Consider the following 23,449-nt stretch of genomic DNA (forward strand, 5'->3'; position numbering starts at 1 on the left):
AAGCTCAAGCGCGGCGTCCACCGCTCCGTCCAAGCCCTCGAACGCGACATCCGAGCCTGGCTCACCGACTGGAACGAGCACCCCAGACCCTTCGTCTGGACAAAGACAGCCGACGAGATCCTCGACAAACTCGCCACCTACTGCCGACGAATCTCCGACTCAGACCACTAGAACGGAAGGAGGCCGGGACGGGGCATACCAATTCGGTGTGGTTACCCGAAGGTGATCTTGTCGGTCCACAGGTCGTCCGTGGCTACGATGACGTTGTCGTATGCCGATTCGTGGGCGGTTCGTCCGCCTCGGTAGAAGCGCACGACGCCGGTCTTGTACATGGCCCAGAAGTCGGGGATGCCGTCTCCGCTGAGGTCCGGCGTGCCCAGGAAGAGGGTGATCTCGCTGGGTTGCCAGCCTGGCGCGAGACTGTACACAGGGTCTGTTGGGGTGGCCGAAACCGCTGCTGTGGCAAGCGAGTTCAGGTCGGTGCCCGTTCCCGTGGCGTTGGGCTTGCCTTCGCGCCGGCGGAGTTCGCCTGCGGCGTTGTTGCGGAAGACGAGGTCGAGGACGCCGTCACCGCTGACGTCACCGGCGATGAAGATGTCCCGGTCGGCCCACGCTCCGGTGACCAGGCGCTTCGCCTCCTGGAACGCGCCTCCCGTGTATCCGGTGAAGGCCCACAGGGCTCCGTCCTTCGTGGTAGCCAGGGCGTCGGGGTACCCGTCCCCCGTTGCGTCGCTGATGGTGACGATCTGCTTGAGATCAGCCGGTGCGGGCGATCCGGACGGCAGGAGTACGCCGATGCGCTTGTTGATGTCGAACCCGCCGTACCCGTCTCCCGGGTACAGCTCGAGCCGGTAGGTGCTGTCGTCGCCCTTGGTGCGGGCCAGGAGGTCGTTGACGCCGTCACCGGGGAACCAGTCGGAGGTGTGGCTGAGCAGCGCTCCAGTCCAGTATCCCTCAGGGGCGGGCGTCGCTTTCCCGTCCTCGGTGGTGTACGCGGCGGGCATGGACGCGTCGAGGTCGCCGCCGCTGCTCGTCCACAGCTGGAGTCCGCCCTGGTCGTCGACGGTGTAGAGATCGGGGAAGCCGTCGCCGCTGGTGTCGCCGGGCTTGTCCTTGCCGGGGCGGGGGCGCACGAAGAAGGAGTAGGTCGTGGGCGAGGAGACGTTGCCTGCCTTGTCGCGGGCGCGTACGTACAGCGTGTTCGGTCCGGCGAGCGGGGGGCTGAGGGGCGGGCTGTCTGCGGCCTTGCCCGCCTCCTTGGGGGCGACACAAGCGCTGCTGAAGCGGGTGGAATTGAAGTTGTACTCGTAGCAGGCGACGTCGCCCGTGGAGAGGAAGGAGAATGCTCCGGAAGTGCCGTGTGTGACGGTACTCCAGACGCTCTGGTCGTCTCCGGATTCGGGGAACACGGCCGAGGTGACCACCGGGCTCGTGGGGGCGGTCTTGTCGATGGTGAATTGGCAGTACGCGGTCGTGCCGCTGGGTCCCCAGGCCGATGCCGCTCCCTCCGTGTCGATGGTGTAGGCCGTCCACGAGTAGGCGCGCCCGTCGGTGAACTTCGAGGCCGCCACCGCCGTGCTGACGGTGCCGTCGCTGGTGGGGCTGTAGTTGCTGTCGATGACGGGGTGTGTCGTGTCGCCGGTCGGCCAGACCTTGATGTGCACGTAGCGCAGATTGCCGTCGACGTCCGCGCCCTTGGCCTGGAAGGTGACGTCGCTCAGCCCGACGGACGGGAACGGGGCGGTGTAGTCACAGGTGCCGCCAGGCTTGGTGGACATGGCGGATGCGGCCGGCTCGGTCGGCGGCCGGTTGTAGACCACGTCGATGTACGGGGCAGTCTCGCCGTTGGCCATGAACTTCTTCCAGTAACTGGCGTCGCCCTCGTTGGACGCGCGCAGCCCGAGGGTGATCTGCGTCCATTTCTTGGTGGCGGCCTCCTGCGCGGTCGACTTGATGTCCACGGCCACCCACTTGTCCGGGCATGAGTCGGCCTTGTACCCGTGACCGTTCGTCTGGCTGCCGACGATGCGTTCCCATGCCGGCTGCTTGTTCCAAGTGTGCGTGCTGTTCATTGCACTGGTGAGGTAGACGTCGTATTTGCGTGACGCACAGCCCCAGGAGTACGTCTGGAGGGCATGGAACGCGGCCGATTTGACGGTGACTCCGTACAGGGTGCTGGAGAAGTCGAAGTTGAAGACGGACCGGGAAGTGCCACCGGTGGTCGACTCGTAGCCGATTCGGGCCTCGTTGGTGCCGTCGTTGAAATTCTGTCCGTTGTAGAAGCTCGACGAGGGGTACCTGTCGTAGAGCAGGGTCCAGCTCTTCTTGTGGCCCTTGAAGGACGGGTCGATGAACACTGGGTAGACCAGGTCCGGATCGGCGAGTTTCTTGGCCGGCACTGTGAGGCCGAGCGTGTTGTCCGTGTCCAGGGTCGCGCCGAGTACGGCGTCATGGCTGCCCGGCTGCGGTCCCAGGATGCCGGGCAGGCCGAGAGCGGTGCCTGGGACGTCGGGATCGACGGACGACGGTGTTTCCCCCACCGTCGTCCGTGGATTTCCTGCCGAATCCCACATGTAGGGCGTGGGTGCGACGGCCATCTCTTCGCCGTTCTTGTCCCACGCGCTGACCACGTGAGTCGTGCCGTCGAGCGAGAAGGACAGGGATGGCGAGGAAAGGCGGTAGTCGAGTTTCCTCAGCAGGGGGTCCTGGGCAGCCTCCGGGGTGTGGACGACGAGAACGTGTGAGTAGCCGTTGTCGCGTGCGGTGAGAAGCAGGTCGATTCCGGGCCGGACGTTCTCGTAGAGGGCACGGGATCCGCTGACGACGGGCTGGGGGAGCGGGTCCGGCCAACTGACCGTGAGTTCATGCCCCTCTGTGGTGAGGCGTACGAGTTCGGTCCATACAGGCTCGTCCGTAGCCGTGACTGCGGTTGTCGCTGCCTGGTGGGGTGTGAGGCGGCTCAGCGCGCGTGACGTGCGCGGCGTGCCGGCTCTCGCGGTGCGTGGTGTGCCGGCACTGAAGAGCAGGGGAGCGTTGACCGACTGGGGTGCGAAGCCGCCCTGGACCCGCCGTAGCGTGGTGTCGATTGGTTTCCAGCCATCCTTGGTCCCGGCCCGGACTGTGGCGCTGTGGATGCGGGTGCGCAGCAAGCCGTCCGGCTGCGCCCAGGTCGTCGAGGTGGCCGTGTGCGCTTTGGCGACGACGACGTCTTTGCCCGTGCGCTTGGCCTTCCGCAGGGCCTCGGTCACGGTGGTCGGCTCCGCCGCCTTGTCGGCCTTGCCGTGTGAGCCGGGAGCCGGGGCGGTGGTGGCGTCGGTGCTGAAGTGGAGGGCCAAGGGGACGGCCAGCGCGGCGGCCAGAAGTGTAGCGAGGGCAGCTGTGCGGCGCCTTGTCCGATTCGGTGGTTGATGTTTATCCGTCGCTTGCGGTGACATCAGGCCGGATATACCCGCATTCGACGGCTCTGCGTTCTTCGTGGCATGTGAGGCGTCCATGGTTTCCCTTCCCCCTCGGACTCTGGGATACCGAGCAGCCCCCTGGGAATCGCAGAGCGCGCGGATGTGTGCCCGCAGAGCATGGCCCATCTTCACGATCTCGTCACGGGTAGCGCGGCGAATGGACGAAAACCGGGCATCGTGCTTTTCGCGCCCCATCGAAGCTCAACTCGACAACTGCTCGTGCGATTTTGACTGAGAGTCTGCGAGGCGCGAAGGACGAAGGGTGCTAAAGTGTCTTATTTTACGGGGTGAGATGTACCGATTTCAAGCCTGCTGGGTGCATTCATTTTGATTGATCAAGGTTGACGATAAACATCTCGCCTTCAACTCGGTTGAGGCACTTAAGAGATTTCAGGGCGAGGTGGGTCGGTATCCATATGTGATCCGGATCACATATGGCGATTGTCTGTGAACTTCCTGTGGCGCCCCTCTGCACAATCTGCTGACATTTCGTCGATTCGCTGTTCGCTCGTGCCGCTTGGCCGGCAGCGGATGTGGGGGGTTTCATGTCTTCGTCCCGTCCTGGGCGCTCTCTCTTCATGCCCGGCCGCACGTCGGGCCCGGTTGCCGGTGCCCCGTGGCCGGCGCGCGCGGGACGTGCGCGGTCCCGCGCGCGGCGGATCGGCATCGTGGTGTCCGCCGCGCTCGTCGCGACCCTGCTGCCCTCGGCAGCCTGGGCGCTGCCACCCGACGTCTCCCGTTTCGGGGTGACGCTCCCCGAGATCCAGAAGGCGGAGGCTGCACCCCCGGACGACGATGAGATCGAGAGCCACCGGAACTGGACAGGCCCGGCCAACGAGCCGCCGCCGGAGTACATTCCGCAAGCCGTGGCGCCGCTGGCTGCGGCCACCGATTCCGTGGACCTGAGCGGCGCGGGCGACCAGCTCCGTGCCGTCGGCAACCTGCCTGTCCGGCTGGGCAAGGCATCTGCCGGAGCGGGTACGACGCCTCCCGACCCTTCAGGCCAGTGGGCTGTCGCCGTCAACCCGCCGGAGGCGGCCGAGGCCGAGGCGTTCGACGGTGCGGTCCTCAAGGTCATCCCGCCGTCGACCGGTTCCACCCCCGTCGACCTGGAACTCGACTACAGCAGGTTCCAGGACTTGTACGGCACGGCGTGGGCCACCCGCCTGAAGCTCGTCCAGCTGCCGGAGTGCTTCCTTCAGACGCCGGAGCTGGAAGAGTGCAGCACTCCCGTCGACGTCCCGAGCACGAACGACCCGGTGGCCCGGACCATCCGCGGCACCGTCGATCCAGCCGGGACGCAGTCGCAGGGCCTGGCTACTCAGTCCGGGGGCGGCTCCACTGTCCTGGTCGCCTCTGATTCCGGTGCGGGCGCCGCCGGCTCGTACCGGGCCACGTCCCTCGCCACCACCGGTTCATGGTCAGCGGGTGGCAGTTCCGGCGGGTTCTCCTGGAGGTACCCCCTCACCGTGCCCGCGCCCCCGGCCGGTCCGACACCGCAGATCAACTTCACCTATTCCTCACAGTCGATCGACGGCAGGACCTCGGTCGCCAACGGACAGGCGTCCTGGGTCGGCGATGGCTGGGACTACCACCCCGGCTTCATCGAGCGCCGCTACCGCACCTGCGCCGACGACCGGAAGGACGGCAACAACGACAACGCCACCGACAAGAAGAAGTCGGATCTGTGCTGGGCCAGCGACAACGTCGTCATGTCCCTCGGCGGTTCGTCGACCGAGCTGGTCCACGAAGGCACCCGCTGGGTGCCTGACCACGACGATGGCTCACGGATGGAGTACCTCGACGGCTCCGGCAAGTCCAAGACCACACCGCAGAGCGCCAAGTACAACGGCGAGCACTGGCGCCTGACCACCCGGGACGGCACCCGCTACTACTTCGGCCGCAACGATGTCGACGGCACCGCGGGCACGCGGGCGCCGACCGACTCCGTCTCCAAGGTTCCCGTCTTCGGTAACCAGGCCGGAGAGCCCTGCCACCAGGCCGCGTACGCCGACTCCTCCTGCGAACAGGCATGGCGCTGGAACCTTGACTACGTCGAGGACATCCATGGCAACGCCATGATCATCGACTGGAAGCAGGAGAAGAACCTCTACGCCCGCAACGGCAAGTACAAGCCCGCGATCTCCTACGACCGGGCCGCCTACCCGACGCAGATTCTCTACGGACTGCGGGCCGGTGATCTCGGCGGGGCCCCGGCCGGCAAGGTCACGTTCCGCGTCGACGAGCGATGCATCCGCGGTGGGCTCACCACCTGTAGCGACGCCGAGTTCGACTCGGCCAACTACGAGAAGAAGCAGCCGTGGTGGGACACACCCTCCACGCTGTACTGCAAGTCGACGACGGCCAACTGCTACGTCTCTGTCCCGACGTTCTGGAGCCGGAAGCGGTTGACCGCGGTCACCACCGAGGCCCAACGCCGTCCCGGCTCGACCGCGCTCTCCCTGGTCGACACCTGGATGTTGCAGCAGTCCTTCCCGAGTCAGAGCACCGATACCCACCCGCCACTGTGGCTGGAGGCCATCGACCACACCGGATACGGGACTGGGGACGACGACTCGGGCAGCGCGCCGTTGTCCGTCTCCTTCCTTCCCAACGTCACTGCGATGCCCAACCGGGTCAGGACCGGCGCCGCCGACCAGACCCCCGGCTTCGACCGGCAGCGGGTGGAGACGATCCGCACCGAGACCGGAGGCGAGATCCAGGTCGCCTACTCGGCTCCCTGCACCACCACCGAGATTCCGAAGGCGCCCGAGGGCAACACGACTCGTTGCTTCCCGGCGAAGTGGTCACCCGACCCGGACGATGACCATCCGGGCATCGAATGGTTCAACAAGTACGTCGTCACGAGCGTCACCGAGAAGGACCGTGCCGCCCGCCAGCCGGACATGACGACGACCTATACCTACGATGAGGCCACGGGCGGTGCCTGGGCCAAGAACACCGACGAGTTCCTCAAGCCCGAGCTGCGCACCTTCGACCGTTGGCGGGGCTACGCCAAGGTCACGGTAAAGAGCGGCGTCACATCGGCCGCGAGCCCCGCGACCCAGCAGTCGCAGACGGTCACGCGGTATTTCCGCGGCATGTCACGGGACGCCGGCGGCTCGGACGTCTTCGTCGTCCTCGGGGACGCCACTAACAAGGCCACGCCCGTCGAGGACCTGCCCGCCTACCAGGGGCTGACGGCGGAGACCACCACCTACACAGTGGCGGGCGGAACCGTCGTCGGACGCGAGGTGACCGTTCCCCAGGCCGTGGTCACCGCGACCCGGGTCCGCGGCAACGGCCTGCCCGACCTCAAGGCGTACCGCGTCAGCACCGCGTGGACCCAGTCCATCGAGACCCTGGGCGACGGCACGACACGGACTAAGGCGACCGTCCCCACCTACGAGCCGACGTACGGCCTTCCGGAGACTTCCTACTCCTACACGCTGGGCAAGGACGGCACGACCAAGGCCGACGAGTCCTGCACGAAGACCACCTACGTCCACAAGGACACCGCCGACGTCCTCCTCGTCGGACTGCCGCAGCGGGTGCGTGCCACCGTCGGCGACTGCTCGGCGAACGAGACCGCATCCGGCAACAAGATCATCAGCGATGTCCGCACGTCCTACGACGCGCTGAAGGCCTTCGGCACCGCGCCGTCCAAGGGACTGGTCCGCCAGATCGACACCGTCAACGAGAACGGCGACGGCTGGATCACCACGGCCCGCAAGGAATACGACGCATTGGGCCGATCGACAAAGGTCCTCGACGCGCAGGGCAACGCAAGCAGCACCTCCTACAGCCCTGCGACCGGCACGGCCTTCACGGTCACCGGCACCAACGCCGCCGGGCACACCACCACGACCACCTTCGACCCCGGCCGCAACAGCGTCCTGTCGGTGACTGACGCCAACGGTCGCACGAGCAACAGCCGTTACGACAGCCTCGGCCGCCTCGTCGCTGCCTGGGCGCCTTCCCGCAAGCCGGACAGCGACAGCCCCACGGCCCGCTTCACCTACCGCATCGAGAACGACGTCGTGCCCGCGGTGATCACCGAGACCCTGCGCGACAACGGCACGTATGCCCGTTCCATCGCCCTCTACGACGGGCACCTGCGCCCCCGCCAGACCCAGACGGACGCCGTAGGCGGTGGCCGTGTCATCACGGACACGCTGTACAACGCCAACGGCACCGTGAGCGAGACCAGAGACGGCTACTTCGACAAGGGCGAGCCCACGGCCGAGACCTACTTCCCGGCCTCCTTCTACCTAATCCCCCACTCCACGAGATTCTCGTACGACGGTCTCGGCCGCCCCGTCCGCGCCACGACCCTTCACAAGGGCACCGAGAAGTACGCGGACACCGTGCAGTACGGGGGTGACTGGACCCTGACGCGCACAGGCATGTCGCCGGACGGAGCCACCCCGCTCAGTGGCAGCCGGGCAGTGAAGACGTGGAACGACGCGGCGGGCCGCACGGTCAAAATCCAGCACTACGCCTCGATGTCCGTCACCGCGCCAGCCGTCACTCTGGACACGCTGTACGCGTACGACACCCGGGGCAAGCTGTCCACTGTCACCGACCCCCAGCAGAACACCTGGACCTACGACTACGACGTCCGGGGCCGGCTGAAGACGACGAAGGACCCAGACGTGGGCTCCACCGGCTTCGGCTACGACGAGCTCGACCGCCGGATCCGGACGACGGACAGCCGCGAGCGAGCCCAGTACACCGTCTACGACGTCCTTGGACGCCAGACGGAGGTGCACGAGGACTCGGCCACGGGCCCGCTTGTCGCGAAGTGGACCTACGACACCCTGCCCGGCGCCAAGGGGTACCCCGTGGCGGCCACCCGGATCACCGACGGAGCGGAGTACACCAGCGAGGTCACCGGGTACGACACCGAATACCGCCCGACTGGCAGCAAGGTCGTCATCCCGAAGGTCGACGGCGTCACGAACGGCTTCGACGGCACCTACAACTACAGCAACACCTACACGCCCACGGGCAATCCGCAGTCGGTGACCCTGCCCCAGGCCCCCGGCGGTCTCGCGGAAGAGAAAGTGATCACGCGATACGACGCCGACGGCCTGCCGATCACCACGTCCGGCCTCGACTGGTACACCTCCGGCGTGGTTTACGGCCCATACGGCGACGTCATGCGGACCACCTCCGGGGATGGCGGGCGCCGGATCTGGACCACGAACGAGTACGACGAGGCGACGGGCCGGCTCACCAAGACCTACAACAACAAGGAGACCTCGCAGGCCCCGGTGTCCACCCTGGCCTACGGATACGACACCGTCGGCAACGTCACCTCGGTCACCGAGACACAGTCGGCGACCGACATCGACCGCCAGTGCTTCGCCTACGATCCGATGGGCCGCCTGGTCCACGCCTGGACCGGAGCGGACAAGTGCCCCACGAGCGCGACCGCCCAGGGCGCGGGGCCCACCTTGGCCCAGGTCTCCCCGGGCATTGGCGGAAGCGGCTACTTCCACTCGTACACGTTTGACACCATCGGCAACCGCACGTCGCTCACCGTCCACGACCTGACCGACGCGAAGCTGGATGACACCTACAGCTACACCTACGGCAAGACGGTCCCCAACAACGGCACCCAGCAGCCGGAACTCGTCCAGCCGCACACCCTGGTCAAGACTGACGCGAAGGTCGTCACTCCCACCTCCACCGTCGAGTCGCACAACACCTACGAGTACGACGCCTCCGGCAACACCACCAAGCGTGTCCTCAACGGTGATACCCAGAGCCTGAACTGGGACCGGAACAACAAGGTCACCTCCGTCACCGGCTTCGGCGGCGGAAAGGGCGCCTTCGTCAACCCGGCCTCAGGCAAGTGCCTGGACGTCGAGAGCGCGAAGACCGTCGATGGTACGCCCCTCCAGATCTGGCCTTGCAACGGAACCAAGGCCCAGGAGTGGAAGCTCTCCGACGGCACGCTCAAGGCGTACGGCAAGTGCGCGACGATCAAGGACGCCTTGATCGTCCTCTCCACCTGCGTGGACAAGAACACAGCCCAACAGTTCGTCAGCCGCGCCGATGGCGACCTGGCCCTGTACAACGCCGCATCCGGCAAGTGCGTCGACGTTCCCGGTGGCGACACCGCGGACGGCAACGACCTCCAGATGTACACGTGCAACAAGACGGACGCTCAGAAGTGGAGCCCCGGAGACACCACGCGCTACCTGTACGACGCCGGGGGCAGCCGACTCATCGAAATCACGGGGACCACGCGGACGCTCTTCCTCCCAGACTGCCAGATCAGCGTCAAGAGCAGCGGCCAGGTATTGAATGCCCAGCGCTACTACACCCAGCCCGGCGCGCCGACGACGCTCCGCACCACCTCCGGCAAACCCGCCGGTCACAAACTGACGGTCCAGCTTCCCGACCGTCAGGGCACGTCGACAACGGCTGTCGACCAGTCGGGCGACCAGCCGGTCACCCGCCGCTTCTACGACCCGTACGGCAATCCCCGCGGCACCGAACCGACTGCGTGGGCCGACCGCCGCACTTTCCTGGGCACCGGCATCGACGACTCGACGACCGGCCTCACCCACATCGGGGCCCGCGAGTACGACCCGACGACCGGCCGCTTCCTGTCGGTGGACCCGATCATCGACATCACCGACCCGCTCCAGATGAACGGGTACACCTACGCCAGCGGCAACCCCGCCACGTACGCGGACCCCACGGGCCTGTGCATCGATGCCGGCAACGGACATTGCGAGGCGGACACCGGCTGGAAGCCCAACGGCAAGCCGAACTACAACCGGGGCGGCGGTTCCACCAAGAAGCCGCAGAAGGGGGACACGCCCACCGGCAGCCAGGCGGAATCCTCCGTCTCCAGATCCGTGTACATCCAGCGAGATGGCGACACGGTGACGGTCGAAGGCAAGCGGGTGCCGACGTTCAAGGAACTCAAGCTGATGAGCTTCGCCACCGCGAACGGCACCTACGACGACGCTGTGAGCAGATGGGCTATCCAGGTTTGTCAGCGGCTGGACCAGAACGTCGATTTCTGTTCGGCGGCGAGCGACATGGGGTGGCTTGGCCAGACCAAGGACTTTCTCGCACTCATCGGTGTCCGGGACGTGGTCGACTGCGTCAAGGGTGACGGAGCCGCGTGCGCATGGGTCGCCCTCGACGTGACGCTCACCCTGGTGACCGCAGGAGCCGGAAAACTCGCCACCACCGCCGCACGGGCCGGCAAGCTGGCCATCCGGGAAGGCGACGATGCCAGCCTCGCGCTCACCCGATGCGTGACACGGAATAGTTTCGTCGCAGGAACCCCTGTTCTGATGGCGGATGGGTCGTCAAAGCCGATCGAAGACATCAAGCCAGGGGACAGAGTTCTCGCGACCGACCCGGAGACCGGCGAGACAAGCGCGCAAGAGGTCGCAGCCAGTATCCTCACCGTCGACGACAAAGCGTACGTCGACATCACGGTGGGAACGGCGGAAGGCGAGCGCACCGTCACCGCCACAGAGCATCACCCCTTCTGGTCTGAGTCCGAGCGGAGGTGGATCGATGCAGGCTCTCTTGAGCCTGGAATGACGCTTCGGAGTAACGGTCAGACCGATGTGTCGATTCTCGCCACCAGTCGATACCTGACCAAGCAGAGTACTTATAATCTGACGGTTTCCGACCTCCACACGTACTATGTGCTGGCTGGGGACACGCCGGTCCTAGTTCATAATTCTGGTGGATGCCCGACGGACGTGGCATTGGGGCTTCGTAAGAATGGCCTGAGAGGATTCGCCGAAGGCAAGGGGTACACCCACTATCTGGATAGCGATATTTGGGAGGCTGAGGTTCGTGCGGCCGCCCATAACCCGAACGTCAGGCTTCATGTATCACTCGACGGGTTCCGCGGAGCTAATCCCGGCGAGCAGTTCTCTAGCGCTTATCGCAACGGTAGTGGGAGTAACTGGTTTGCGACGGAACGGGAGATGTACCACGTGGGGAAGGCCGTACGAGTTGGTGATCGCTCATGGGATAGCATCACATTCTATCGAGGCGGGTCCGTAGTGCAGGTTCCCAAGCCTGGTTTTCTTTCCGGAGGGTGACATGGCGAAGATCGCAGAGTGGGAACGCGAGTTCCAAGTTTGGCAGTACTCCGTCAGTCACTCCATGCTGCTCCTGCGCAGCGTGAACGTGGAAGGCTTTGAGACGCGGATCGATGTTCTCTTCACGGCGGTTGAGCTGATGCACCTGCAGCCCTACTGTGCTCGCCTGGAAATCAGCGAGGCAACCAGTGTGGAGAGGGGGGAAATTTTGGGTGACCAACTGGCGGCGGATCTCCCCGGGGTGCTGTACCTCCTTAACGGGGGAGAAGGCTATGTTCTGGCGCGACGATGCTCCTGGCACGAGGATCTTGGTGATCACCATGCCCCCTCGAAGTTTGGCCCGCTCAGGGGGACAGAGTAGTTTCGATTAGTCGGATCTGAAGGTTCCTTTCCTCGCCTCTTGTAAGTGAACGTGAGGGTTTCCTTTCGAGCGCCATCGTGGGATTCTAGGAACTCTCCGCGAGTATTACTCTCAAGTTTTCGGCGAGAAAAAATAGATGCCCCACCAGTAAGCACTGGTGGGGCATCTATGTCGTTTGACGGCAACGCTGACGGCAACGTCAGCGGACAGGCGCCACGTTGGGCGGCGGGTCGCCAGGGCCGACGCCATCGCGAAGGGCGTTGCCGAGGGTGTCGATGGCCTGGCGCTGGAGGCGGAGTCGGACGTGGGCGTAGACGCCGGCGGTGACGCCGATGTGGGCGTGGCCGAGGAGTTCCTTGATGACGACGAGGTCGACGCCTTGTTCCAGGAGCAGGGTGGCGGTCGAGTGCCGGAGGTCGTGGAAGCGGATGGTCCGAAGTTCTGCGCTGTGGAGGAGGCGGCGGAAGCGGCGGGTGAGGTTGGTGGGGTCGAGCGGCCTGCCCTTCGGGGTGGTGAAGACAAGCCCGTTTCCCGTCCAGCCCGTTGCGGCCGCCTGGCGCTCTTCCTGCTGCCGTTCCTGATGGGCCTTGAGGGAGCTGATGCATTCGGTGGGGAGGGCGATACGGCGCTCGGAGGCCAGGGTCTTGGTCTTCAGGACGGTCAGACCCTGGCTGCGGGTGCGCTGGAGCGAGCGGTGGATGCTGGCGGTGCCGCCGTCGAGATTGAGGTCTTCCCAGTGGAGGCCGAGGAGTTCGCCCTTGCGAAGTCCGGTGCGCAGGGCGAGTTCGTACAGGGCATGAAGCCGGTCGCCGTTGGCCGCACGGAGGAGTTGACGGGCTTCGGCGGCGGTGAGGGGCTGGAAACGCCTGGGGCGGGGTGTGATCGTCTTGACGTTCCGGGCGACGTTACGTGGAAGCTCGTCCTCGCGGACGGCGTGTTCCAGGGCGGACTTGAGGACCGCGTGGACGTACGTCACGGTCAGCGGTGAGAGCCGCTTTCCGCAGCACTGGCCGATGGCGCAGCAGGACCGCCGGACGGAGTCTCGTTCCTGGGCGCAGCACTGGCAGGTGGTGCGCAGCCCGTCGAGGAAGGTGCGGACGTCGCGGGTGGTGAGCCGGGCGAGCTTCTTGACGCCGAGGCCGGGATTGAGGTGGAGGCGGATGGAGGCCGCGTAGCGGGTGTGGGTGTTCTCCCGCAGGTGGTGAACGGCGACGCCGTCCAGCCAGTACCTCAGGTACGCGCTGACGGTGCTGTCGGCTGCGGCGATGGGGAGGCCGCGGTTGCTGGCGGCGATCTTCTCGGCGAGCTTGGTCATCGCGTCTTTACGGGTAGCGCCGTAGACGCGGACGCGCTTACGGGTGTTGCCGGGGGCCAGGACGTATCCGGCGGCTTCCCAGCGTCCGTCCTTGCGCTGGTAGACGGTCCCGTCGCCGTTCGCGCGGGTGCGGGAGCGGCGGGACGAAGCGGGGCGGGCTGTGGTCATCAGGCGGCTTCCTGTTCCAGGCGGGTGCGGATGAAGTCGGTGAGGGCGTGGGTGGGGATGCGGCGGGCGCGGCCGAGGGTGATCGAGGCGAGCTGGCCGGTGCGGAGCAGGTCGTAGACGGCGGAGCGGCCGAGTTGGAGGCGTGCCATCACCTGGGGCACCGTGAGCAGATCCAGCGCCGGGGCCGGGGCCGGGGCCGGTTCCGTGTGGAGGATGGCGAGCGGGGGCAAGGCCATCAACAGCCCCCTTCAGCCGCGAACTGCCGTTCCAGTTCCTTGCGATGCCAGACGTCGGCTGCGAGGAGTGCGGCGCCGGGGCTGTACCCCGAGCCGAGGTAGTCCCAGCGACCGACGACGAGGGTGGTCGACGGGTCGGACTCGGGCAGTCCGGCGTGGGCGCGGGCCTGTTCGGTGCGCCAGGCGCGGCGGACGTCGCGCAGCGCGCCCAGGGTGGTGGAGTAGCTGCGGGACTTGGTGGAGAAGTGGCCCCGGAAGCCGAGCATGTGCGCCCACTTCCGAAGCTTGAGGTGGGCGAACTCCGGCAGCCTGCCCAGTTTCCAGCAGGTGCGGATCATCTGCCGTACGTGCCGGGCGACGGGGAGCCGGGTCAGCGGGCGGGCCTGTCCGGTGCCGTCGCAGGCGGTGCACGGGAGCGGGGTCCCGTGGGGCAGGAGGGTGGCGCCGCGTCCCTGGCAGGGGCGGCAGAGGAGGGTGTGGTCGAGGGTGCCGGAGGCGTCGGCGGATTTGGTGGCGTACTTGGCCACGTAGGCGGCCACGGCCTGGTCGGTGAATTCGGCGTCGGTGCCGAAGGAGGCGATCTCGCGCACGTCGAATTGTTCGCCCCAGCCAAGTTCGCGTTTCCCGACCGCATCCGACTCAACGGTGACGTGGACCCGTGCGGCAGCGGCGCGGGCGGCCTTGGTGAGTACGGCGACGGTGGCGTACGGCGGCGGGGGCTGGCTGTTGCCGTCCGGGCCGTCGAGCCGGATGACGGCGTGGAAGTGGACCAGGCCACGCTGCTGGTACTCGGCCACCTTCGCGAAGGAGAGCCGCAGGACCGCGCGGGCGGCTTTCTGGGTCATGCCGAGCCGGGCGGCGATCTCGCGGCGCAGGTAGGTGGTGAAGCGGGCCCACAGGGCGGAGGCGTGGGCGTTGAACAGGACCGCGCCCTCGTAGTCGTACGTCCCGGGGTTCAGCGGCGTCCCGATCAGGGCGTCCGTGGGCTCATGGAGCTTGCGGCAGCGGCAGGGACGGATGTCGCCACCGGGGGTGGTGAGGCGGTTGTGGACGGGGCCGAAGGACGGCGGGGTGAGCGTGACGAAGACGCGGGGGTGGGTGCGGACGGTGTCCGGCACGGTCTTGCCGCCGGAGAGGCCGGCGCGGATGAGGTGGTAGGTGTCGGCGGCATAGAGGCGGGAGCAGGCCGGGCAGCGGGAGGCGCGGCGGTTGCCGCACGCGGTGAGCAGGCTGCTCGTCGGTTCGTCGGAGGATGTATAGGTGCGCAGCACCTCACCCGTCGTGATGTCGACGGTGGTGGTGTGGCCGGTCAGGCGGACGGGTTCGGTGCAGCCGCCGAGGCGTTCGATCTGCTGTTGCGCGCGGTCGAAGTCGGGGTGGTTGACGAGGTGGAGCAGGTCCCGTACGGCGGGGCTTGCCACGTGGCGCAGGTCCAGGGTGACCATTCGGGGCGTGTTCCTTCTGTTCGGGTGGGTGGCCCCGAGCAGCAACCGGCCGGATCTGTGCGCGTGTTGGTGCTGCTCGAGGCATGGCGAACCGGGCCCGGGGGTGGGCGTGGGTTCAGTGAGGGAGGTGTTGCCGGTGGGGCCGGGGCTCAGAGCTGGGCGAGTGCGGTGGTGGCCACCGGCAGGGCGATGCCCATGCGCGTGCCCAGGTGGGCGGCGGTGATGGGCGTTCCGTGCTCGGCGCGGTGGGTGTCCGCGATGCGCCGGGCCGAGTCCAGCAGGGCGACCGGCAGGGCCTGGCCGGAGGCGGGGCGAGCCGTCTTGGCGACGACGACGGGCTGAGCGGCGGCCGGAGTCGGGGCGGGCGTTGGGGGCTCGTGTGTGGGTGCTTCGTCGGGCACCGGTTCAGAGATGGGGGCGGCGGCCTCCAGGTGCCGGGTGGGGCGGGTGAGGGTGTGGAACTGGGCGAGGAAGGCGGGGCCGACGTGGCCCCAGCCGAGGAGCAGGAGCGGGGCGACGGTGTCCAGGCAGGCTCGTCCGTAGCGTCCGGTCAGCAGCGGTTCGGCGGTGTTCAGGGCGAGGGTGAGCAGGCCGCACAGGTGCAGCAGCCGGGTGCCGGCCTTCAGCTCCGCCTTGGGGACGCCGCGCAGGGCGAGGAAGCGCAGGGCGACCAGGAGCCCGACGACGGACAGGTCGACCATGGGGGCGATCAGTGGCGCGATCGGGTGGGGGACGCCGAGTCGCAGGGCGAGCGCCCAGACGTTGCCGAAGGAGAAGACGAAGGCCAGGGCCGCGATGACCGCCATGACCACGGTCACGGTGCGCCGGGTGAACCGTTCCTCCGCCATGACCTCAACCTCCCTTCTGTCGCGTGCTGTTCTGGATCACTTGGTGAGCGAGGGCGTGGACACTGCCGTCCGGCCGGTCTTGCGTAGAAGGGCGTCCAGGCACAGATCCGGGTCGGCGGTCAGGTGCGAGGTCTCCTCGGCGACGCGGGCGGCATCGGCATCCGAGACGTAGGGGGTGCGGATGCGGGTGTAGCCCGGGTGGCCCTGCATCGCCATCACCGCGACGCCGACGTAGGCGGGGTCCTGCAAGGTGACCGGGCTGGCGTCGGGCCAGTTGCGGATGTCCTCACCCAGCGCGGCCACTGCGGCCTCTACCGTCTTCTGCGCGAACGACAGCCCGATGGGGCACACGTCGCGGATGAAGGTGGGGATGGCGTCGCCGGTGGTCTTCTGGCTGATCAGGATCACCAGAATGCCGACACTGCGGCCCTTCTTGACCAGGTCCTCCACCAGCCGGGCATTCTCCGCCGTCAACGCGGCAAGGCGCTTGGTGGTGGCGTCGCTGCCCTTGTATTCGCGGAAGAACGTGTGCGCCTCATCGATGATCAGGACCGTGAGCGGCCACTCCGGAGAGGGGCCGACGTGCCACATGTTCTTCACACCCAGCACGTCCCGGATGGTCGCCGAGCGCCGCTTGCGCAGCTCCACCAGGCGCTTGAACAGTTTGTTCGCTTCGTCGAGGTCGTCGCCGCAGAACGCGAACATCCGCTTGACCAGGTCGGCGTAGTCGCCCTCCGAGGCCCGTGACACCTTCCCGTCCGCCCCCGCGATCTGCACGGCGGCGGAGGGCGCGAAGTCGCAGACGAACTTGTTAACTCCCGAGGTCTTGCCCGCGCCCGGGACGCCGGCCACGGTCACCCCGGGAACGTTGGCCAGGGACACGCACACCCGGGCGGCGTACTCATCCACGCCCAGCTCCCAGCGCGTCAGATCCGCGAGCGGGCGGCCGGTGGGCCGGTGTTCGGTGGGCGTGGTGAGCGGGTCGGAGCGCACGCCCCGGATCACCACCCGGCCGGGGCCGTCCGGCAGGACGGAAACTCGCGTGCACCGCCACGCGTCCGCCAGGAACCGCGCCGACTTCTGGTACTCCTCCAGCCCGACCTGTGGCAGCGTGCGGGCCCGGACGATCACCCCGTACTGGTCGGGCTTGACCTTGATCTTCGGAGTCAGCACCCGGGGCGAGGGCGGGGGACTGTCCTTCTGCGCGGTGATCTGTGCGAGCAGGCTCGGGGTCTTGTCGGTGACCGTCAGTCCGGCCATCCGCGCGAGGCGTACCCAGCTCCAGCGCACCCGCACGGCCTGCCGCATGCTGACCCGCGTGCCCTTGTCTGCGCGGACGTAGCGCACCACCGTCCACACCAGCCACACACCGACCAGCGTCGTAGCGATCGGCAGCGCGTACGACGCGTATCCCGTCATGGCTTCCATGCCGCGCCCCCTTCTTCGCGTATCAGGTGGAACACGTGGGCCAGGTCGATGCGGGCCGCCTGCTCCGAGCTCAGGCCGAGCAGATCGAGCACGGCGGCCGAGACGGCGAAGGTGGCCTTGCCCTCGGTCCCCGGCAGCGGCCAGATCGGGTGCAACTTCCGCCCTGCAGTGCGGTGTTCGAAGCGGATCACTGGGCCGCCTCCACCGTCACCAGCTCCAGGCGGGCGGCGCGGTAGGCGACGCCGTCGGAGAGCTGACCGTTGAAGATCCGTGCCCACGGGGTCGCGAAGAGCTCCACCGGCCGCACCATCGCCCCCGGCTTCAGCCCAGCCGCAAGACCGGTCTCCGGAACCGTGATCTTCAGGACCTCGGCCCGACCGTCCTCCATGAGCATCACGGTCACCGTGTACAGCGACGCACCGGTCTCCCGGTCGGTGGCGACCTCCCCGGTCTGCTGGTCCTTGATCTTCAGCACTGGATCGGTGCCCGCGATACACACCGCCGACGGCAGCAGGGCAACACGGATACGGGTCATGGCCATGCCATCACATCCTTGTTCGATGGAGTCGCTTGATCGACTCGATGATGACCATAGCGCTACAGCGATACAGATGCAACGCACGCATAGGTGGGACGGTCGATAAGGACGGTGGTGCGGGCGTGTGCGGCAGGCGCTACGGACGCTACGGTTGGCCCATGACTCTGCCCTTGGATGACGACCCGCGGCCCCCCTACCTCCAGGCCGCCGAAGTGCTGCGGGCCGCCATCCTCAGCGGCGAACTCCAGCCCGGTGAGCGCCTGCCGTCGGCGCGTGAGCTGCAAGAGCGGTTCGGCGTCGCCAGCTCCACGGTCCAGAACGCCCTGCGCGTCCTGCGACAGGAGGGGCTGGTCTACTCCGTCCTCGGCCGGGGCAGCTACGTCAGCCTGCCCCTTGACCAACAGGACACCGGAGAAAAGGACGGCGACGAAGGCGCGACAGGAGACGGCCCCTTCCCTCCTGGATGGCGTTCGGCCCGCGCAGAGGACAACCGTCCCCCCTTCGTCCGGACCGCGGACACCCTGCGCGAAGAGATCAAGGAAGGACTCTTCCCCCCGGGTAGCAAGCTGCCGTCCGCGCGTGAGCTTCAAGAGCGGTTCACCATCGCCAACTCCACCGCGCAGAACGCCCTTCGCCTCCTCAAGAGCGAGGGGCTGATCTACGCCGTCAAGGGGCGCGGCGTCTTCGTCCGCACCGCCCCGACACCCGGCAAGAACTACAGCTCCAAGGTCGTCCAGCACCTCCAGCGCGAGGAGGTCGAACGCCAGGCCCACAGGGCTGTCGGCGAATTCGCACATCTCGCCGACGCCGAGCTCAAAGCGCTTGCCGACCAAATCCATGACGAGCTCAACCAGACCCGCACGGCCTACCAAGCAGCGGTCGAGAAGGGCCGGAAGATCACCCGCGAACTGGCCCGCCGTGGCCAACTCGCGCCACCGCTCCACGACGATCCCGAAGCCGCCCGCAAGGAACTCGAAGACAGACTCGCCGACGCGAAGAAGCGCCGACAGCAGGGCCACTGACGGACAGGCTGACAGCTCGGTCCGTGGGTGAGCTGTTCAGAGTTTCTTTACTTGATCAAGGCGGCCCGCTGACGCGGGCCGCGCGCGCTCCGGCCCTGCGGGGCCGCCGCCCGCTCCTGTCTCCGCCCCGCTTGCCGACGACCCCGCCGGTCCGGGCGCGCAACAACCAGCACAGCGAACCACTTCCGGGGCTCCGCCCCAGACCCCGGCCCTCCCTCTGAGGGGCAGGGGGACGACTTACGTGTGCGACTTCGTCGTGGTGTGGGGTCGCGGGTCGCGGGAGGGGTCCCTCGCCGCCCGGTCACCGGAGGCGTACCAGGAACCCCCGGGGGCCGCCAAGGCCGAGCGCATGCGTCACGGTGTGAGCCTTGGCGGCCCCCGGGGAACCCTGGCACGGCGAAGCTGCCCGACCGACGAGGGGCCCCTCCCGCTCAGGCCCCGATTCTGCCGGAGTTCCGGCGCGCCAGGTGGTGGGGCACTCCTGTGGGTGGGTGTCTGCCGGATCGTCCCCGGGTGATGTGCCGGCCGGGCGTACCGTGGAGTGGGAGGTGGTGAGTTGATGATTACGGAGCTGGCCGACAACGTCCGCAGGTACCGGCGTCGCGCGGGGATGAGCCAGGAGGAACTGGCTCATGCCGCAGGTGTCTCGCCGGGCACGGTTCGCAAGGCCGAGCAGGGCGGCACTCTCCGTATGGAGACCCTGCACACGCTCGCCCGCGCGCTGGGGGTGACCACCGCCGCGTTGATGGCGTCCGATGCCCCGGAGCCCGTTGGGCAGACCGAGGAGCCGAACCGGGTCAACCTGATCCAGCTCCGCGCCGCCCTCACCCCAGCCGTCGGACTTGTGGATCAGGACGCCGAATCCGTGGCCGAGGAACCGAACCTGCGCACCTTCCGACGGACCCTGCAAGACGCACGGGTGCTGTACTTCTCGGACAGCTACAAGAGCGTCGCGGCTCAGCTGCCGGTCCTGTTGCGTGATGCCGCACAGGCCGTCGCCTACTACGACAGCGGGGACGAGCACCGGCAGGCCCTGCTGGCCCGCGCCGAGGCGCTGCGTCTGGCCGGCACCTACCTCACCCAGGTACGGCAGTACGACATCGCGTACGCCGCTGTGCGCGGCGCCATCATGGATGCCCGTCAGGCCGGAGACATGCTTGCGGCGGGCTCAGGTGTCGGCTGCATGTGCTGGCTGCTGGTGAGGCAGGGCCGCTTGGATGAGGCGGAACAGGTCGCTGCCCGGAGCATGGACGCGGTGGAGCCGAAGATCACCGGCGCCGAGCCGGACCACTACGCGGTGTGGGGCGGCCTGGCCATGGAGGCCGCCGCCGCAGCCGCGAGGAACAACCGTCCCGACGAGGCGAAGGCGTACCGTCAGGCCGCCCGGGTCGCGGCAACCGCTGTCGGGACAGCGCATCGCAATGTTTCCCGGCACTGGTCCGTCTTCGGGCCGGTCACCGTCGCGGTCAAGGCACTCGAAGACTCCCTGGTCATCGGCGACGCCCGCGCGGTGGTGCGCAAGGCAGGCGAGCAGGAGGAGTTGTCGCCCAAGGCGTGGAAGCGCCTGGGCAGGCCCAGCACCAACGACGGGAACCGCTTCACCCTCGATGTGGCGCGCGCCCACACCCGGACCGGCGACCTGTCCGCCGCCATGGACGAGTTGACCCGTGCCAGGGAAGCCGCCCCACAGTGGCTGCGGCACCAGAACGGGGCCGCCGAGACCATGCAGGAGATCCTCGGCAAGCGCACCCTCACGACAGAGATGCGCGAAGTGGCCGACTACCTGGGCGTAGTCGGGTAGCTGCCACGCAGCGTGGCAGTTCGTGAACCAAGAGTCGCGAACTGCCATGACTCCTGGCTGGGGTGACGATCAGTCAGTGCCTACGGTCGGTGTGTCCACCATCAGTGACCCAGGCCGGGGGTGCCCAGTGAGTCAGCCCAGGAGCGATGCCGACCGCATGCGTCGCAGAGAGCTGTACGACGCCGCGTCGGGCGGGGGAGGTCCCCGCTTACTGCCGTGGACCAGCCCGGAGGGGAAGCCCTGCTACCTGAGCACCGACGGCCGGGGCTACCTCTCCGCCCTCGCCGACAGCATCGAGACGGTACAGCTCAGCATGGGCCAGGAACTGCTGGAGTACGCCCGCGACGCCACGGCACCTGGCGCGAAATCCCGGTCGGCGACCGAATACCGCTGGCTGGCCCGCCGGTTGACAGAAGCCCTGACGGACGCGCTCAGGGTCGCGGACTCGCGCGGACAGCGCATCCCGGATCAGGAAGTGGCGCCCGAGGATGCCTGACTCTCCGAACGCCGGCACACCAGTACGCGATGCCTCTCGGGGGCGCTACCGCTTCCGCGAGTACCGCGTGACCACCGTCCCCGACCCTCTGGCGCTGCCGACCATGGAGGCGGTCTGCGTCACTGGCGAAGAGCGCAGCTGCGGTGCCACGTCAGGCACGCTGCACACCTCGGACGAGCTGACCCGTTGGATCGCCGGACACTGCGCCCAGAGCGGCCACGAACTGTATGAGCAGACCGTCCGCGCCCTCGTCCGTGCCGAGCCTGGCGCATGGCAGTGAAGTCCCCGAGGGTGACACCACGCCAGCGGCAACGCGACCGCGCGGCCCGAGCCCTTGACGGCAGTAGCGACGGCAACACCCACGGATTTCCCCGCACAACCACGGACACCAGCGGAGCCAGAAATCGCCGCTGACCTGCAAAGAAGCAGGTAGAGCGGGGTCGCATAGCACACGTACTATGTGCTCGCTGGTCAGACGCCGGTCCTCGTTCACAACAGCAACTGCAACTCGCTCACGCGTGCACAGTCCGACGATGTTGCAAATTTCTTGGGGTACACGAAGACTAAAATGAAGTCTGCAGGCGGGGCCCCAATTTGGGAGAACAAGAAGGCTGGAGGTGGTCAACCTCGATATATCACGTACGATCGGACCGGGCATAACAAGCAGGCGATATTCAAGGGTGCAAGCTTCCGTAATCCTTTCCAGTCGACGAAGGATTCGGCTCGGGATGGAACGTATGGGCTGGATGTATCCCCGACAGGAGAGGTATTGGGTCTCAAGTGGCTAGCCAAATGACAGCCGAGCTAGTCGTCAGCCCGAGCGACCAGCATGTCCGCACCTCCCTGGCAGAGGCGCCGGCCTGGAGTGCCTACGCGGCGGATTTGCGGAGGTTGCTCAACGTGGTGATCGAGGAATGCGGAGCTGACCGTCTCGAGGTCAGTGAGCTGCTGGTCAGCGAACCGCTCCCTGACAGGTACTGGAGGCTCCGCAACGGGATGCAGGCCAGCCCGGCGGAGGCGATAGATCTCGCTGAGCGGATGGCGGCTGGGTTCGGGCCGTACTGCCGGCTGATCACGCCGGGGCGGCTGCGCGTCGAGTCGGGATGGGATGGGGCCATCCATATCTCAATGGATCCAGCGGTAGCCAATTCACTTACCAGACTTGCTGGCGACAACCTGTGTCTTGAGTGGCGCACATCGGAACCGGACCCGCAGGAGAAACCAAGACTTGTCGATGGCGTCGTGGATGACGAGTTTTGGGGCTCGGTTCGAGCGGCGGCCGATGGGCTAGTGCTCTTGTGTGAGCGCTGGGCGCATGGCGCTTACGGCTGCCGATGGTTCCGGGTGACTGCGGAAAATATGACGGAGGTGGCACAGGTTGTACGGTCTCGCTCGCTCCTCTGCGTCGTCGCAAACCCGGACCTGCGGCTCGATGCAGGGCTATTGGGCGAAGATTTCACTGCGTTCGAAGCCCCGCTCACGCCTGGCCAACTCATTTACCGTGCCCACCCAGGAGGGGCCGATAGTCTTGCCGAAGTAGCTGGCAGGGGATTTTCGTTCATGCTGGCGGATGCGGTCTTGGCGGGGTGGTGCGCCGTGGTGCCGGATGCAGATGGCGTAGTCAGAGCAGCATGGGAGAGCCCTGGTGAGGAGTGAGGCGGGGTAGCAGCTATCTCAAGGAATAGCCGATTCGCGATCGAAGTGATCGGTGATCCAGCCTCGGAGGGTGGCGTCTCGTCGCCTTCCGAGGCCGCCGGCAGGGCCACGGTCAGGGATTTCTCAGAATCATTCCCGATGGACCTGAGTCCTCGATGGTGGTGAAGGTGATGGCGCTCTGCCCCTTGTGGTGGTTGGGCAGGTGATAGGCAGCGGCCATCTTCCAGACGTCGTCGCCGAAGCGCGGGCTCGGCCCGGCGTCCTCCCATAGCGGGCGGCCGACCAGTCCTCCGCCCTGCAAGGAGCCCCCAGATGCCTCGGTACCCACACACGCCCTCCCCCGGACCGTTCGGCCCCGAACCGGCCCGTCCAGCCACTACGTCGCTGCCGACGGAGCGCCCGCTGTTGTCGGCGCACGCCGCCGTGGTGTTCCTGGGGTCCGTCATCATGGGCCTCAGTCCTCGTTCGACGGGCCGGTTACCGGACCAGCAGCGACTGAGGTGCCCGGGGTTGTCCAGCTCGACTGCTCCCCGAAGCTCGGGATATTGGAGCGTACAAACCGAGGACCACGACCTCACCTCTACGGA

General features: G+C 67.2%; 17 protein-coding genes and 1 pseudogene. 9 read left to right on the forward strand and 9 right to left on the reverse strand.

The annotated features are described in order from the left end of the window. A pseudogene (locus ABZ693_RS28470) lies at nt 1-171 on the forward strand (IS630 family transposase); the annotation flags it as partial. Between the two features lie 41 nt (nt 172-212). Here ABZ693_RS28470 and ABZ693_RS28475 read toward each other — a convergent pair. Further along, nucleotides 213-3,494 carry a DNRLRE domain-containing protein gene (locus ABZ693_RS28475; protein ID WP_359882962.1) on the reverse strand — a complete coding sequence of 1,094 codons (3,282 nt, stop codon included), beginning with the start codon at nt 3,492-3,494 and terminating at the stop codon, nt 213-215. Nucleotides 3,495-4,126: 632 nt separating this feature from the next. Here ABZ693_RS28475 and ABZ693_RS28480 point away from each other — a divergent pair. Beyond that, nucleotides 4,127-11,548 carry a ricin-type beta-trefoil lectin domain protein gene (locus ABZ693_RS28480; RefSeq protein WP_359882965.1) on the forward strand — a complete coding sequence of 2,474 codons (7,422 nt, stop codon included), beginning with the start codon at nt 4,127-4,129 and terminating at the stop codon, nt 11,546-11,548. 1 nt (nt 11,549) lies between these two features. Further along, nucleotides 11,550-11,909: a hypothetical protein gene (locus tag ABZ693_RS28485; protein ID WP_359882967.1), complete on the forward strand. Its 360-nt coding sequence runs from the start codon at nt 11,550-11,552 to the stop codon at nt 11,907-11,909. 199 nt (nt 11,910-12,108) lie between these two features. Here the strand turns inward: ABZ693_RS28485 and ABZ693_RS28490 are convergent, their stop codons facing one another. From ABZ693_RS28490 to ABZ693_RS28520, 7 genes are all read right to left on the reverse strand, one after another. Continuing rightward, nucleotides 12,109-13,392 carry a tyrosine-type recombinase/integrase gene (locus ABZ693_RS28490; protein WP_359882970.1) on the reverse strand — a complete coding sequence of 428 codons (1,284 nt, stop codon included), beginning with the start codon at nt 13,390-13,392 and terminating at the stop codon, nt 12,109-12,111. Then, on the reverse strand, nt 13,392-13,628 hold the full coding sequence (locus ABZ693_RS28495) for a helix-turn-helix domain-containing protein (protein ID WP_359882973.1): 237 nt from the start codon (nt 13,626-13,628) through the stop codon (nt 13,392-13,394). The genes ABZ693_RS28490 and ABZ693_RS28495 overlap by 1 nt, the downstream gene beginning before the upstream one ends. Further along, the gene (locus ABZ693_RS28500) at nt 13,628-15,073 is read right to left on the reverse strand and encodes a replication initiator (protein WP_359882975.1); all 1,446 of its coding nucleotides are present in this window, start codon (nt 15,071-15,073) and stop codon (nt 13,628-13,630) included. The genes ABZ693_RS28495 and ABZ693_RS28500 overlap by 1 nt, the downstream gene beginning before the upstream one ends. 149 nt (nt 15,074-15,222) lie before the next feature. Beyond that, entirely contained in the window at nt 15,223-15,921 is a 699-nt protein-coding gene (locus tag ABZ693_RS28505) for a DUF2637 domain-containing protein (protein WP_359882978.1), read from the reverse strand. 36 nt (nt 15,922-15,957) lie between these two features. Further along, nucleotides 15,958-17,349 carry a cell division protein FtsK gene (locus ABZ693_RS28510; protein ID WP_359882981.1) on the reverse strand — a complete coding sequence of 464 codons (1,392 nt, stop codon included), beginning with the start codon at nt 17,347-17,349 and terminating at the stop codon, nt 15,958-15,960. Next, entirely contained in the window at nt 17,337-17,540 is a 204-nt protein-coding gene (locus ABZ693_RS28515) for a hypothetical protein (RefSeq protein WP_359882984.1), read from the reverse strand. Before ABZ693_RS28515 ends, ABZ693_RS28510 begins: the two co-directional genes overlap by 13 nt. Beyond that, nucleotides 17,537-17,890, reverse strand: a complete 354-nt coding sequence (locus ABZ693_RS28520; RefSeq protein ID WP_129768518.1) for an SCO3933 family regulatory protein — start codon at nt 17,888-17,890, stop codon at nt 17,537-17,539. The genes ABZ693_RS28515 and ABZ693_RS28520 overlap by 4 nt, the downstream gene beginning before the upstream one ends. A 155-nt stretch (nt 17,891-18,045) precedes the next feature. On the opposite strand from ABZ693_RS28520, the gene ABZ693_RS28525 reads away from it, so the two are divergent. From ABZ693_RS28525 to ABZ693_RS28550, 6 genes are all read left to right on the forward strand, one after another. Continuing rightward, on the forward strand, nt 18,046-18,909 hold the full coding sequence (locus tag ABZ693_RS28525) for a GntR family transcriptional regulator (RefSeq protein WP_359882987.1): 864 nt from the start codon (nt 18,046-18,048) through the stop codon (nt 18,907-18,909). A 559-nt stretch (nt 18,910-19,468) separates the two neighbouring features. Then, nucleotides 19,469-20,710, forward strand: coding sequence for a helix-turn-helix domain-containing protein (locus tag ABZ693_RS28530; protein ID WP_359882990.1), 1,242 nt, complete (start codon nt 19,469-19,471; stop codon nt 20,708-20,710). A 157-nt stretch (nt 20,711-20,867) separates the two neighbouring features. Continuing rightward, nucleotides 20,868-21,206 (forward strand): hypothetical protein, encoded by a 339-nt coding sequence (locus ABZ693_RS28535; RefSeq protein ID WP_359882993.1) that lies wholly within the window; start codon nt 20,868-20,870, stop codon nt 21,204-21,206. Beyond that, the gene (locus ABZ693_RS28540) at nt 21,199-21,486 is read left to right on the forward strand and encodes a DUF7848 domain-containing protein (protein WP_359882995.1); all 288 of its coding nucleotides are present in this window, start codon (nt 21,199-21,201) and stop codon (nt 21,484-21,486) included. Before ABZ693_RS28535 ends, ABZ693_RS28540 begins: the two co-directional genes overlap by 8 nt. A 180-nt stretch (nt 21,487-21,666) precedes the next feature. Then, nucleotides 21,667-22,002 carry a toxin C-terminal domain-containing protein gene (locus ABZ693_RS28545; RefSeq protein WP_359882997.1) on the forward strand — a complete coding sequence of 112 codons (336 nt, stop codon included), beginning with the start codon at nt 21,667-21,669 and terminating at the stop codon, nt 22,000-22,002. Then, nucleotides 21,999-22,862, forward strand: a complete 864-nt coding sequence (locus tag ABZ693_RS28550; RefSeq protein ID WP_359883000.1) for a hypothetical protein — start codon at nt 21,999-22,001, stop codon at nt 22,860-22,862. The genes ABZ693_RS28545 and ABZ693_RS28550 overlap by 4 nt, the downstream gene beginning before the upstream one ends. 112 nt (nt 22,863-22,974) lie before the next feature. Here ABZ693_RS28550 and ABZ693_RS28555 read toward each other — a convergent pair whose 3' ends face one another. Further along, complete coding sequence (locus ABZ693_RS28555) at nt 22,975-23,190, reverse strand: hypothetical protein (RefSeq protein ID WP_359883003.1); 216 nt, start codon at nt 23,188-23,190, stop codon at nt 22,975-22,977. Nucleotides 23,191-23,449: the final 259 nt, after the last annotated feature.

The sequence above is a fragment of the Streptomyces laurentii genome (assembly GCF_040635425.1).
GTDB classification, from domain to species: domain Bacteria; phylum Actinomycetota; class Actinomycetes; order Streptomycetales; family Streptomycetaceae; genus Streptomyces; species Streptomyces laurentii.

Bases quoted from the DNA above. Each gene is read 5' to 3' on its own strand.
- ABZ693_RS28505 (WP_359882978.1), bottom strand. From the start codon at position 15,921: ATGGCGGAGGAACGGTTCACCCGGCGCACCGTGACCGTGGTCATGGCG.
- ABZ693_RS28500 (WP_359882975.1), bottom strand. From the start codon at position 15,073: ATGGTCACCCTGGACCTGCGCCACGTGGCAAGCCCCGCCGTACGGGAC.
- ABZ693_RS28490 (WP_359882970.1), bottom strand. From the start codon at position 13,392: ATGACCACAGCCCGCCCCGCTTCGTCCCGCCGCTCCCGCACCCGCGCG.
- ABZ693_RS28530 (WP_359882990.1), top strand. From the start codon at position 19,469: ATGATTACGGAGCTGGCCGACAACGTCCGCAGGTACCGGCGTCGCGCG.
- ABZ693_RS28520 (WP_129768518.1), bottom strand. From the start codon at position 17,890: ATGGCCATGACCCGTATCCGTGTTGCCCTGCTGCCGTCGGCGGTGTGT.
- ABZ693_RS28510 (WP_359882981.1), bottom strand. From the start codon at position 17,349: ATGGAAGCCATGACGGGATACGCGTCGTACGCGCTGCCGATCGCTACG.
- ABZ693_RS28550 (WP_359883000.1), top strand. From the start codon at position 21,999: ATGACAGCCGAGCTAGTCGTCAGCCCGAGCGACCAGCATGTCCGCACC.
- ABZ693_RS28525 (WP_359882987.1), top strand. From the start codon at position 18,046: ATGACTCTGCCCTTGGATGACGACCCGCGGCCCCCCTACCTCCAGGCC.
- ABZ693_RS28485 (WP_359882967.1), top strand. From the start codon at position 11,550: ATGGCGAAGATCGCAGAGTGGGAACGCGAGTTCCAAGTTTGGCAGTAC.
- ABZ693_RS28495 (WP_359882973.1), bottom strand. From the start codon at position 13,628: ATGGCCTTGCCCCCGCTCGCCATCCTCCACACGGAACCGGCCCCGGCC.
- ABZ693_RS28475 (WP_359882962.1), bottom strand. From the start codon at position 3,494: ATGGACGCCTCACATGCCACGAAGAACGCAGAGCCGTCGAATGCGGGT.
- ABZ693_RS28540 (WP_359882995.1), top strand. From the start codon at position 21,199: ATGCCTGACTCTCCGAACGCCGGCACACCAGTACGCGATGCCTCTCGG.
- ABZ693_RS28535 (WP_359882993.1), top strand. From the start codon at position 20,868: ATGCGTCGCAGAGAGCTGTACGACGCCGCGTCGGGCGGGGGAGGTCCC.